This window comes from Enterobacter sp. JBIWA008, assembly GCF_019968765.1.
Taxonomy (GTDB): domain Bacteria; phylum Pseudomonadota; class Gammaproteobacteria; order Enterobacterales; family Enterobacteriaceae; genus Enterobacter.
Window position 1 is genome coordinate 2,943,690 of sequence record NZ_CP074149.1, and the last position, 12,988, is coordinate 2,956,677.

9 protein-coding genes and 1 pseudogene are annotated in these 12,988 nt (G+C 58.0%); 1 reads left to right on the top strand and 9 read right to left on the bottom strand.

Translation table 11 applies throughout. From position 1 onward, the window contains the following. Positions 1-2: 2 nt before the first annotated feature. From tap to KGP24_RS14240, 7 genes and pseudogenes are all read right to left on the bottom strand, one after another. Entirely contained in the window at positions 3-1,604 is a 1,602-nt protein-coding gene (tap, locus tag KGP24_RS14210; protein ID WP_223560867.1) for a methyl-accepting chemotaxis protein IV, read from the bottom strand. 44 nt (positions 1,605-1,648) lie between these two features. Continuing rightward, positions 1,649-3,316, bottom strand: coding sequence for a methyl-accepting chemotaxis protein II (tar, locus tag KGP24_RS14215; RefSeq protein WP_223560868.1), 1,668 nt, complete (start codon positions 3,314-3,316; stop codon positions 1,649-1,651). Between the two features lie 84 nt (positions 3,317-3,400). Continuing rightward, positions 3,401-4,363: a spore coat U domain-containing protein gene (locus KGP24_RS14220; protein WP_223560869.1), complete on the bottom strand. Its 963-nt coding sequence runs from the start codon at positions 4,361-4,363 to the stop codon at positions 3,401-3,403. Beyond that, positions 4,360-6,743 (bottom strand): annotated as a pseudogene (locus KGP24_RS14225) (fimbria/pilus outer membrane usher protein). Before KGP24_RS14225 ends, KGP24_RS14220 begins: the two are co-directional and overlap by 4 nt. Continuing rightward, positions 6,719-7,477, bottom strand: coding sequence for a molecular chaperone (locus KGP24_RS14230; protein ID WP_223560870.1), 759 nt, complete (start codon positions 7,475-7,477; stop codon positions 6,719-6,721). The pseudogene KGP24_RS14225 and the gene KGP24_RS14230 overlap by 25 nt, the downstream one beginning before the upstream one ends. 16 nt (positions 7,478-7,493) lie before the next feature. Beyond that, on the bottom strand, positions 7,494-8,042 hold the full coding sequence (locus tag KGP24_RS14235; RefSeq protein WP_223560871.1) for a spore coat U domain-containing protein: 549 nt from the start codon (positions 8,040-8,042) through the stop codon (positions 7,494-7,496). Positions 8,043-8,054: 12 nt separating this feature from the next. Further along, positions 8,055-8,627 carry a spore coat protein U domain-containing protein gene (locus KGP24_RS14240; RefSeq protein ID WP_223560872.1) on the bottom strand — a complete coding sequence of 191 codons (573 nt, stop codon included), beginning with the start codon at positions 8,625-8,627 and terminating at the stop codon, positions 8,055-8,057. A gap of 430 nt (positions 8,628-9,057) precedes the next feature. Here KGP24_RS14240 and KGP24_RS14245 point away from each other — a divergent pair, with 430 nt between their 5' ends. After that, positions 9,058-10,323: a dicarboxylate/amino acid:cation symporter gene (locus tag KGP24_RS14245; protein ID WP_033145875.1), complete on the top strand. Its 1,266-nt coding sequence runs from the start codon at positions 9,058-9,060 to the stop codon at positions 10,321-10,323. Positions 10,324-10,425: 102 nt separating this feature from the next. On the opposite strand, the gene cheW is transcribed toward KGP24_RS14245, so the two are convergent. Then, positions 10,426-10,929: a chemotaxis protein CheW gene (gene cheW, locus KGP24_RS14250; protein WP_023312262.1), complete on the bottom strand. Its 504-nt coding sequence runs from the start codon at positions 10,927-10,929 to the stop codon at positions 10,426-10,428. A gap of 19 nt (positions 10,930-10,948) precedes the next feature. After that, positions 10,949-12,988, bottom strand: coding sequence for a chemotaxis protein CheA (cheA, locus tag KGP24_RS14255; RefSeq protein WP_223560873.1), 2,040 nt, complete (start codon positions 12,986-12,988; stop codon positions 10,949-10,951).

Sequence of the window (12,988 nt, forward strand, 5' to 3'; positions counted from 1 at the left end):
ATTCAGGATACAACTGGCACGGCCTGCGACCGCCCGACTTCTGTTACTGCTTCAACGTGCTCTTTCACATTAAATACCGCGACCAGTCCGGTCAGACGATCCGCCTGGCTGGCCAGCTGATCGGTTGCCGCTGCCGCTTCCTCAACTAACGATGCGTTCTGTTGCGTCACCTGATCCATCTGGCTGACGGCCTGGGCAACCTGCTCAATGCCGCGACGCTGTTCGTCCGACGCCGAGGCAATCTCGCCCATGATGTCGTTAACCCGCGTGACGGAGGTGACGATCTCGAGCATGGTTTTCGCCGCCGTATCCACCAGCGTTGAGCCCTGCTGAACGCGCGAGACCGACTCTTCAATCAGTACCTTAATCTCTTTCGCCGCGTTGGCGCTGCGGCTCGCCAGGTTACGCACTTCACCCGCCACCACCGCAAACCCGCGCCCCTGTTCCCCGGCGCGCGCCGCTTCAACCGCGGCATTCAGCGCCAGAATGTTGGTCTGGAACGCGATACCGTCAATCACGCTGATGATGTCACCAATTTTCTGTGAACTGGTGGCGATCTCCTGCATGGTGCTGGCGACATGGGACGCCTGGTCACCGCCTTTCTTCGCCGTCATCGCCGCCTGTTTTGACAGGTCAGACGCCTGACGCGCGTTATCGGCGTTCTGACTCACTGTTGCGGTCAGCTGCTCCATGCTTGCCGCCGTCTGCGCCAGCGAGGCCGCCTGCTGCTCGGTGCGGGATGAGAGATCGTTGTTACCCGCCGCAATCTCTGAGATCCCGGTGTGCATGGCATAACTGCCCTGCCGCACGTCGGATACCGTTTCCCGCAGCGATCCCTGCATCGCCTTCAGGCTGGCAAAGATCGCCGAAATTTCGTTCTTGCCGAACACCGCTACCGGACGCGCCAGGTCGCCTTTCGCAATACTGTCGAAATGGCTGCTGATGATTGCCAGCGGCTGCACAATCATTCTGCGCGACCAGAGCAGCGCGGCGCCGGTCAGCAACCCTGCCAGAATCACAACCACGGCAAAGATGACGCCCGACATGTGATAGCTTTGACGGCTCTGTTCACCGGCACGCTGAACGGACTGGTTAATATCCTGCTGCCACGCGTTAAAGCTGCCGTCAAACGCCGCCTGAGACGCCTGAACCGGTGCGGTCATAAAGTCCGACAGCTGGTTGTTCTCAAGCCACGTCGCCTGATGGTCCAGGTCGCTGTACCACTGCTCAAAGTTCGTCTTCATCGCGGCCTTCAGCGCTTTCTCTTTCTCGCTGTCGGCGGCCTGCGCCGTAAAGGCCTTAAACTGTGCGTCAGCCTGTTTCAGGCTGTCGCGCGCGGTCGCCATTAGCGCTTTAATGTCATCCGGCGGATAGCTCAGCGCGGTTAGGGTTCCTGCCTTGTTCAGCGCAGTGCTTGCCTGCAACAGCACGGCACGCGTTTGTGCCAGTGCGGAGCGCTGCTGATTACTCGCCTCAACTTCCTGCAAATTCTGATAGCCATCGCGAAACGCCCAAAAAGACAACCCGTTACTGCCAACCTGCAACACACCGCAAAGGATCAGAATCAAAAACAGTGTGGTCGAGATACGAATACGATTTAACATCCACGCTCCCATCAAGCGGCAAGCAGCCGCGGTTTAATTGTCAGTCAAAATGTTTCCCAGTTTTCATCTTGTCCGGTCGTCGAGGTGCGCGTACGGTTTGCAGCCGGTTCAGCGGCTGGCGCGCGATACGTCGCCTGCGGGGTGACCGTGTTTCCAGCGAGTGAAGCGAGACGAAACGCCGAGACGGCCATTTTCAGACTGCTCGCCTGGGCTTCCAGGGCAGCGGCCGCCGCAGCGGACTCCTGCACCAGCGCGGCGTTTTGTTGTGTCACGCGATCCATTTCCGATACCGCCAGGGCAACCTGGTCGATACCACGACTCTGCTCATCAGACGCAGAGGCGATTTCACCCATGATGTCCGTCACGCGGGTAACGGCATTCACGATGTCATTCATGGTCTCCCCGGCGCTTTCCACCAGCACGGAGCCGGTATCCACGCGGGAGACGGAATCTTCAATCAGCGACTTGATCTCTTTTGCCGCGTTGGCGCTGCGGCTGGCCAGGTTGCGCACTTCCCCTGCCACCACGGCAAACCCGCGCCCCTGCTCTCCCGCGCGCGCCGCTTCCACGGCGGCGTTCAGCGCCAGAATGTTGGTCTGGAAGGCAATGCCGTCGATAACGCTGATGATGTCGGCGATTTTCTTCGAGCTGTCGGCGATTTCGTGCATGGTTTTCACCACGCCATCCACCACGCGACCGCCGCGCTGCGCCGTCTCGGACGCGCTTTCCGCCAGCTGAGACGCCTGGCGGGCGTTATCGGCATTCTGCTTCACGGTCGCGGTGAGCTGCTCCATGCTGGCGGCCGTCTCTTCCAGGGCGGACGCCTGCTGCTCGGTACGGGATGAGAGATCGTTATTTCCCATCGCAATTTCGCTGGTGCCGGTGTAGATAGCCTCCGACCCGTTGCGCACGTTAGCGACGGTTTCGATTAACGAACGCTGCATATGGTCAACGCTGTTCGCCAGCTCGGTGATCTCATTGCGCCCGGAAACGGTCAGCGTTTTGGTCAGGTCACCGTCGGCAATTTCGCGAATGTGGGCAATGACGCGACCGAGAGGATTCAGCAGGATATGGCGAATGCCGTACCAGACAGCGACCAGAACAATGACCAGCGCCAGCGCCAGCACGGCCATCTGCCATTTTGCAAAACGGTAGTCATTCTGGCTTGCGCTAAAGGCCGAGTGATAGAGATCGCCACTGGTCTTCGCGTATTCCCCCAGCGCCGCGCCGAGTGCGTTTTGCATCCCCTGCGTCGGCTGCGCGAAATAGGCGTCCATGTTGCCGCTCTCCAGGAACTGAATCAGCTCTGCAAGACCGGTATGGTAGGCATTGTATTTTTCATCGATATTCTGGCTCACCTGCTCCATGGCAGGCTGCGGGGCGATCTTTTTGAAGGCGTCGTAATGTTTAGCGGCGTCAGCAAGGGTGGCACGGGCATTTTTCAACAGATCGGTTTTCGCGCTGCTCTGCTGATTGTTGGGATCCATCATCATGCGCGCGGACGAGCGGCTCAGGTTGATACGCGTTTGCAGCATCAGATCCCACGTCGACGTGAGTTCACTCTGCTGCAGGCGGAGATCGTTCGAGGCCGCGAAGCTGTCCTGGTTCTGTTTTAATGACGAGAAAAAAAGCCCGCCGGAGATGAGCTGAAGAAGTGCGAAAATGACCAGCACCATCATGAGCATTGTGACAACGCGGATACGGTTCAACATACAACACCTTCTCATAGATTTATTAACGGTGTTATCGGCACTGCCCACAGGAACTTTACATTTGAGAAAGGGAAAAGCGCGGGGTTAAAACGCCACGTCGACAATCAGCGTGTCGGTGTAGGTCCCGGCGGGTGGCGTGGCCTGATTGGTCAGGACTTTCGCGGTGTAGTTGTAGGTACGCAGTAAACCGTCGGTGCTGACCTGCGACGATACCGCGCTGGACCAGCGCTCGCTGCCGCTGCCGCCCCAGCGGTTACCGGTGGCTTCCTTGTAGATGTCGTAGCTCATGGCGTTGCTGCCGCTCACCATACGCCGCACGTTGTTCAGCGCGTTGGCACCGTTATTGATGCCGATGGTATACGTACTTCCTTTGGTACATGTGACGGCAATCGCCTGCGAGACCGTAGGAAAACTTTGTACCAGCGGTGCGCTGTTGAAGTTTACGTCCGGCGTGGTCATGGCGCTGCAGTCGTTGGTCACGGTCATATCTAACAGGATGCTTGTTGTCGCGGTTCCCGTCTGATTGATTGTGCAAATGCCGAGCGCGCCCACGGAGCACACGCTGTAGTTAATGCTGAAGGTTAACTGCACCTGATATGGCCCGGCAGTGACGTTTTGCCCGGCGACGGTGCGGAAATAGAGCGGAATGTTGTACTGCTTTGACCCCAGCAACCCCAGCAGGGTATTCCCGCTCCAGGTATACGATTTACTTATCTGTACCTCGCTGCTGCTCGCGCATCCCGATAATCCGCACAGCCGGGTGGGGATAACGTCCGTGATGGCCGCATTATCCGTGCGTTTCATCGTGGCCCGGCTGCTGCCCGAAACCGATGCAGCGGTGTAGGTCAGCGTTACCGAGTCGCTTGTCAGCAGATTCAGTACGGCATCGCAGGCCACCACCAGCGTGCCGGTGGTTTGAACTTCCCCGGTTCCGCTGAGCGCGAACGAGGTGACGCTGCCAAACGACGCATTAACCGTACTGACGGTACACGCCGCCCAGCCGCCGCCGGAGAACAGCAGCAGGATCAACAGCAGCAGGCGCGTCATGGTTCCTCCCGGCAAACCAGCGGCCCGTAGGTTTTCAGCTTGTGCTCCGGATTAGCCCCCACCGTCAGGGTAGTCCTGCAGCGTCTCCCGTCAGGTGCTATCACCTCGAGCGGGTTAACATCGCTGAGATTCTCCAGCCAGGCGATGCCGTCATACCCCACCACCGCATTGCTGCGCGAGACGCGTCGGACCTGGCTTCCCACCGGCAGCGCCTGCCCGTGCGCATCATGCAGAATGACGCTGGCCACCCGCTCCTGCTCCATCGGAAAATCAACCAGATAGCCGCTGTGACGCCGAATCGCGATCCGGCGTTCGGTCTCTTTCAGACGGGTATCCGCCGGCAGGTTCAGGGTATCAATCCGGTAGCTTGCCGGGTAATACGCCGACACTCCGCTGACCAGCAGGTAGCCGTTGTTATTGGTTTTACCGACGGGCTGGTTCTCATAGCTGACGGGCACGTCCGGGTGGCCGTCGGTACTGATGACCACAAACGCATCGTTGATCTTATTCGCAGCGAACAGCTCGCCGTCCATAAGCACAACGGAACCCATCGCCTCGCCCCACCAGGTCATCATGTCCCTTTCGCCATAGGCGCCGCCCTGCAGCTCAACGTTGTTGTTGCGCCAGCCCAGCGTGCCCTGCTGATAATCGCTGGATCTGGACTGGTTGGCCCAGGCCATGTTCCAGTTGAACCCACCGTCAGAAGGCATGGAGTGGTTGTAGTTAATGCGTTGGGTACTACCGGCATCCGGGGTGTTTTCAACGGTGACGGCAGCGCTGTCGCGCGCGCCCAGCGGCACCTGCAGCGACAGCGCGACCGTCCAGACTCCCCGCTGCCGATCCCGGCTGCCGGCCAGGTAAATGCTGCTTGCCCCCCACAGATTGCGGCTCCAGGAGAGATTAAGCAGCTCGGTTTTTTGACTGTCAAAACTCTCCACGCCGATCCAGGCCGCACCGATGTTGCCGTATCGTCCCATATTGAAGGTCAGAGAATACTGGTCCGTATTACGGCTAAAGCTGGCGATGGGCTTATCGTTTTCGTCATACACCGTCGGCTGGTCGTAAAGGGCCAGATTGCCAAAGCCGCGGTCGCGACGCGTGTGCTGGGTGGCGACGCTAAACTCGCTGGTACTGTACTGGTACCCCCAGTTGATTTGCCCGCCCGCATCTCCGCGCATGCGGCTTTGCGAGTAAGAGGTATTCACCACGCCAAACTGGCCAAGTTTTATTACCGTCCCCGCGCCGCCCAGCGCCAGCTCCTGCGCCCCTTCCGCGTGACCCTCCAGCGTTAGCCAGTCCGTGATTCCGTAGCGATACGAGCCGCTGCCTGCGGCTGAACCGTAGTCAAAATTCTTGATACCGTAATTACGCCTCAGGCTGCCGAGCGTCACGGCGCCGTCGCTCAGCCCTTGTTTGAGCAGGTCGCTGGTGACGTAAAACGGTAGCGTGGTGCTTACCTGGCGCCCCAGCGCATCCGTTGTGACCAGTACCGCATCCCCGGCGCCGTTGATATAGGGCAGATTAGTCAGGGTGAAGGGGCCCGGCTGAAGCTGGGTAGAGCCGGAGCGATAGCCGTTGATAAAGAGATCGACCGAAGTGGGTACCGCGGCTTCCCCCGCAAACTCGGGCAGCGGCCATGTCACCAGGTCAGGACGCAGGGAGAAATCCCGTCCGACGCTTATCCCACCCATCCGCACGCTGGAGCTCCAGCTCAGGGCATCGCTGATCACATCCCCGGCGCTCCAGCTCATCGCGTCATCTTCGTTAGTGAACAGCAGGGTCGTGTCATAGCGAACATACCCTTCCTGCTGACCGTGGTTACTGGTGAAATTTTCCCGCGCGTAACCGGTGGAGGAAAACGAGCCGTTCTCGTTGAAGTAGCGGAACTCATGCCAGAGCGACGCCTGACCGCCGATATGTTCCGTGTGGTTGGTGTAGAGATCGTAATTCAGCAGGCCCCGCGCCCGTAGTGCGGTTTGGCCTGCGCCGCTTGCGCGCTGAAAGGCGTCACGCGGGACGCGACCCAGTCGCGGGGAACGGTCAGCAGCAGGCGCTGCGCTGCGCTGTCGTACTCCACCCGAACCTGAGCAAGCGAGGAGAGATTTACCTCTCCGGTGGGAACATGCGCCGGGGGCAGCCCCGCGCGCAGCAAATCGGCGCTGGAGATAAAGAAAGCGCCTTTACGCTGCGTCACGGGCACGACCAGGCCGGTATCGTAGTGGTTGAGCACGAGAGCAAGCTGGAAAACCGCTTCATCATTTATCGCCTGCGCCTGGGGAGGTGGCGGTAAACTGTCGTCGCCGGGCTCGGCCAGAGTCGCGGAACTGACGCATAGCAGTATCATCATCGCCGGCTTCAGTTGACGGGCGTCGACTGCCATTGTGCGTCCCTGGCATTAATCTGCGCGCTCATCCGCTCTGGCTGTCGAACGCCAGCGGGTATTGGCCAGCTGCGGGTGCTGCCCGGAAGGACGTAACCCAGCAATCCTTCCGCTACCGTGCGTTTCTGACCTCCCTGCTCCAGCGCCACCTGGCTCAGCCTGACGTGGACATCCCCCCGATTTCTGACCTCCAGCGCAGGCTTTCCCTCCGCCTGCGTCACCCGCCAGCTCAGGTTTTGGGTTTCCGCCAGCGCGTGGTGCGCGCCCTCTTTGAGGGTCGGGATCCCCTGTCCATATACGAACAGAGGGATGGAGTAACGCATCTGCAATTTGAGGCCGATGGCGGGTTCGGTTTTGACATCAGGCTGGGGAATTTCATCGACGATAATGCGGTAAGCCTGTTCGACGCCTGCGGGAACCGGAGCCTGTTTGATAAGGCGAATAAGCTGCTTGCTGCCTGTGCCAATCGTGACGATCGGCGGGCTGGCGACCACGTCCTGCTGCGCGGTATAACGCTCGTGTCCGTCCTCCTGCTTCCAGCGCACGATGCGAACCTGCATCGTCGTGGCGCTGTTTCCCTGGTTCTGGATCCACAGTTCCGTGGCGTTGGCGCCCGCAGCGAGCCACGGGTCGATCGGCCAGAGCAGGATGGTGGCCGCCGCCTGCGCCTGGCCGGTGACCGCAGCCATGCCCAATGCGCCCGCCAGACAAACCGGTCTGAAAAATGGCTTCATCAACACTCTCCCTTTATTACCATGACAAGGTCACGGTGAGCTGATCGGAATAGGTTCCCGCCGGACTAAAACCGGTCAGTAGCGCCACGCCAAAAAGCGGCAGCGCGATGTTGTTGCTGTTGGTATAGGTCACCGCGATCGCCTGGTTGACGCCAATTTCGCTGTTCGCGGCCAGCGAGCTGCTGCTGTAGAGCCGGTATGGCACCACGTCGGCGCCGTTCGAGCGTTTCATCCGGCGAACGGATGAGTAATTTTGACCGCCATTAATGCTCATGCTCAGCGCCACGCCCGGCGTACAGGCGATAGACAACGCCCCGTTTGGCACAAAGCTGGTGCTGACCGGCGCGCTCTCGACGCCGTTATGGGTGCCAAAATCCAGCGTACCGAGAAGCCCTCCGCTACCGGTTGCCACGGCGCATCCCGGTACAATCGTCGCGCTGACCTTAAACGACTGGGATGTCACCGCCCCCGCCGTGGGCATCATCAGCAATCCGACGATCAGCGCGAAAAAAGGCTGCACGCGTCCCTCTGCGCGTTTGCGCAGACCTGTGAGAGATGCCTTCATGGCGGTTCGGGACTAATAGGTAACGCTGACGTTAATCGTGTCGGTGTAGGTTCCCGGGACGACCGTCACGCTGTTACCGCCGCCGGTAATCCGTCCGTAGAGGGTGTAACTGTCCACCCCACCCGCCGTGGACGCGATCGGCAGCGCGGCGTTATTGGCAATCACGGTGTTAAACCCGCTGTCGCTGTACAGGCTGTAAGCCACGCCCTGTGCCGCGTTGGCCGTATTAACCAGATAGCGCGCAGGGGTGCCCGGCGTGCCGACAACAGTGCCGGGGGCCGTGGAGTTGGTGTTGCCGACGATCGCCACCGTATAGCTGGCGGTCGTACATTGAATGGTGAAGGTGTTTCCGCCGCTGGCGCCGCTCAGCTGCGTCGTAAGCGTGGAAAAGGTTGCCGGATGGGTACCGAAATCGAGCGTACCGAAGTTAATGCCACTTTGCGCGGGCGAGCCGTTTATCAGACACCCGTTTGTCAGCGTCAGGGTCGCGCCGATGGTGCCGCTGCTGGTGACGGCCAGCGCCTGATGCGCCGTTGTCGCAGCCAGTAATGTGCCTGTGCAGATCAAAAGAAGTTTTCTTTTCATTTACCACCCTCCAGAAGACGTCTCCGTTCCCTTGCCACATTTTATTTTTGCTGTTCAAGATGTTAGCCCCGCTTAAGGTTCCTCTGAGGGGGGTTATTGAGAATTTAGTTTACGGATATCTCTTCGACCACCTGACCCTAAACGCATAAGCTATATGTCTTATTGACTAAATTTTACTATAAATAACAGTGAGTTAAATTAATTCAGGCAGCGATTTTATTATATTTTGGGAGAATATATCTATTAAAGTGTGACAGCGATCACAATATATCGTCAGCGCATTAACAACAAAATTAATAAAACTTAAAAAGGAGTTGTATCCCCCTACACTTTGCGTCAATTTATGTGCCGAATAATTTCTCGCATCGTAATAAAAAATTTATATGTATCGACGCGGGCTACATCTGAAGCGCATAGAGGGTCTTTTTTCGTGGCAAGTGCAAACAAACTCACACTCTTCATCGTGATATTCATGCTGGCGGGTATTCTTTCAGGGGCTGCAATTCATGAGTATGCATCTGCGGATGCCATCAAAGCCTGGTCGGATAATATTACCCTTCTGACCGATATTTTCCTCCGTCTGATCAAAATGGTCATTGCACCGTTGGTCTTCAGCACGCTCACCGTCGGCATTATGAAGCTGGGCGAAACCTCCACCATTGGCCGCGTTGGCGGCAAAGCGATGGTGTGGTTTATCAGTTCATCCGTACTCTCTATTCTGGTCGGACTGTTCATCGTCACGCTGGAGCATCCGGGAAGCGGTCTGAACCTGACGGTCCCGACAGAAGCGGTGGATACCGGCCTGGCCGTTGGCGGCATGACGCTGAAAGCGTTCCTCTCGCACACCATCCCAACCAGCATTGCAGGGGCGATGTCGAACAATGAGATCCTGCAGATTGTGGTGTTCTCAATGTTCTTCGGCATCGGCGGCGCGTCGCTGGGGCAGAAATTCAACGCGCCGCTGGTGGCCGCGCTGGATGTCGTTTCCCATATCATGCTGAAGGTAACGGGTTATGTGATGTACGTTGCTCCGCTGGCCATTTTCGCAGCGATTTCATCCGTCATTGCCACGCAGGGTCTGGGCATTCTGCTTAACTACGCCTCCTTTATTGGCGGTTACTATGTTGCCATTCTTCTTACCTGCATGGTGCTGCTGGCCGTGGGTTACATGGTACTGAAAAAAGAGGTGTTTCGCCTGGTCAGCATGCTGAAAGATCCTGTCCTGGTGGCGTTTACCACCAGCAGCTCTGAAGCCGCCTACCCTAAAACGCTGGAGCAGCTGGAGCGCTTTGGCTGCTCGCGCAACATCGCCTCTTTCGTTCTGCCGATTGGCTACTCCTTCAACCTGGTGGGTTCGATGGTGTACTGCTCTTTCGCTTCGATGTTTATCGCTCAGGCGTACAACATTCACCTGAGCTTCTCTGAGGTGACGGTGCTGATGCTGACCCTGATGCTTGCGTCGAAAGGGATTGCGGGCGTACCGCGTTCTTCACTGGTGGTGCTGGCAGCAACCATTCCGAGCTTTAATATTCCGGTGGCGGGTATTCTGCTGCTGATGGGGATCGACCATTTCCTGGACATGGGCCGTTCCGCAATTAACGTGCTGGGGAATGGGATCGCGACCGCGATGCTGTCACAGAATGAAGGCGCACGGGAAGCAGAAGCAGAAGCGGAGCTGGTAAAGCAGGAAGCGTAAGGTGAAAAAAGGGTGAGGCCTGATGCCCTCACCCAGCCTTCTCCCACAGGGAGAGGGAGCAAATACAAAAAACGGCAACCTGGGTTGCCGTTTTGCATTTACCTAGGCTACGTGACTCGCGGCGATATCCAGCAGCGCCATCTCATCGCTGTTCAGCAGCTTCTCAATGTTCACCAGAATCAGCATACGCTCGCCGAGCGCGCCCAGACCGGTCAGGTATTCGGTCGACAGCGTGACCGCAAACTCCGGCGCAGGACGAATTTGGTCAGAGGTCAGGGAAAGCACATCAGATACGCCATCCACCACGATACCTACCACGCGCTGCCCCAGATTGAGGACGATCACCACGGTGTTGTCGTCATAGTCAACGTCGCCCTGGCTGAACTTCACGCGCAGGTCCACGATTGGCACAATGACGCCACGCAGGTTGGTGACACCTTTAATAAAAGCAGGCGTGTTAGCGATGCGGGTAACCTGGTCGTAACCACGGATTTCCTGCACTTTCAGGATATCGATGCCGTACTCCTCATCGCCTAAAGTGAATACCAGGAATTCCTGCCCTGATGGCTCGCCCGCCAGTTTCGTTACATTACTCATACCGGTCATGTTATTACCTTCTACTTAATCAGGCGGCTGTGTACGCCACACGTTGTTCACGATTTAATCCCTGAAGCGCCGACACATCGACGATCAGCGCCACGCTACCATCACCCAGAATGGTGGCGGCAGAAATACCCGGCACTTTGCGGTAGTTGCTTTCGAGGTTCTTCACTACCACCTGGTGCTGACCAATCAGCTGATCGACCAGCAGCGCATAGCGGCGGCCTGCGCTTTGCAGGATCACAACGATGCCCTGCGTGGCCTCCGTCTTCGCCCCGTCCACTTCGAACACTTTCCACAGTTCCACCAGCGGCAGATATTCGCCACGCACTTCGAGCACGCGCTCGCCGCCGGCCAGCGGATGCAGATCTTCTTCACGCGGCTGCAGGGATTCCATTACGGCGTTCAGCGGCAGGATAAAGACTTCGTCCGCCACTTTGACCGACATGCCGTCGAGGATCGCCAGCGTCAGCGGCAGCAGGATGCGAATGGTGGTGCCGGAACCCTGTTTAGACTTGATCTCAACGTGGCCGCCCATCTCCTGAATGTTACGTTTCACGACGTCCATGCCCACACCGCGTCCGGACACGTCGGTCACCTGCTCGGCGGTAGAGAAGCCCGGCGCGAAGATCAGCATGCCCACTTCTTCGTCGGTCATGTTTTCATTGACCGCCATTCCCTGCGAAATCGCTTTTGCCAGGATACGCTCGCGGTTAAGACCCGCGCCGTCATCTGTCACTTCGATACAGATGTTCCCGCCCTGGTGTTCCGCTGAGAGGATCAGATTTCCGACCGGGGATTTTCCAGCGGCAATGCGGTTTTCCGGCAGTTCGATACCGTGGTCGAGGCTGTTACGCACCAGGTGCGTTAACGGGTCAATGATGCGCTCGATCAGGCTCTTATCCAGTTCGGTTGAGCTGCCCATCAGGGTCAGTTCAATCTGTTTATTCAGCTTGCTGGCAAGGTCGCGGACCAGACGCGGGAAGCGGCTGAAGACATATTCCATCGGCATCATACGGATGGACATGACCGATTCCTGCAGGTCGCGGGCGTTACGCTGCAGCTGGCCCATGCTGGTAATCAGATCGCCGTGCGTGACCGGGTCCAGTTCGTTAGAACGTTGCGCCAGCATCGACTGCGTGATGACCAGTTCCCCCACCAGGTTAATCAGCTGGTCGACCTTCTCAACCGCAACGCGAATACTGGTTGACTCGCTGGCGCGCGCGGCAGGTTTCTCACCACGTCCACCAGGTGCCGCGGCCTCTTTTGGCACGGCCTTCAGCGCCGGGGCCGCAGGTGCCACTGCCGGCGCGGCGGCCTGAGCGACAACGGCCACCTCTTCCGCAGCGGCAGGCGCGTCAACCTCAGCCGTTTCGGTTTCGAAGGCGATCTGGTCAGCTTCAATCACAAAGCACAGTACCGCCACGATATCGTCCTGGCCAATACCGTCATCAAGCGTCGCGGCAAGGCTGTCTTTGCCTTTTACCACGTTACTTAACTTCGCCAGGTTGCCCAGCTCTTCTTCCAGCAGGTTAACTTCATTCTCTTTGAGGCGCGACAGCACAACGCGCAGTTTGCCCGCTTGTGCCGCGGCTGGTGCGGCCTCTTCGGCTGCAACCGCATCGACAACGCTCAGTTTCGCCGCGGGGACAACGGCTGCAGCGACTTCACCTTTTGCTTCCAGGGCGAGCTGGCGCAGCGCATTGCAGATGTATTCAAAGCTGGCGGCATCAGGCTCTGCCGAGCTTTTATAGGCGTCGAGCTGTTCCTGCATAATATCTTTGGTTTCCAAAAACAGGTTGATAATGTCGGTATTGAGCTGCATCTCACCGCGTCGTGCTTCATCAAGCAGGTTTTCCATTAAATGGGTCGTTTCCTGCAGGATGGTAAATCCAAACGTTCCGGCTCCGCCTTTAATAGAGTGCGCCGCACGGAAGATGGCATTGAGCTGCTCGGAGTCCGGTGCTTCGGGCACCAAATCGAGCAAGTGTTGCTCCATATCGGCCAACAATTCGTCGGCTTCATCAAAGAATGTTTGGTAAAAATCGCTAATATCCATGCTCAC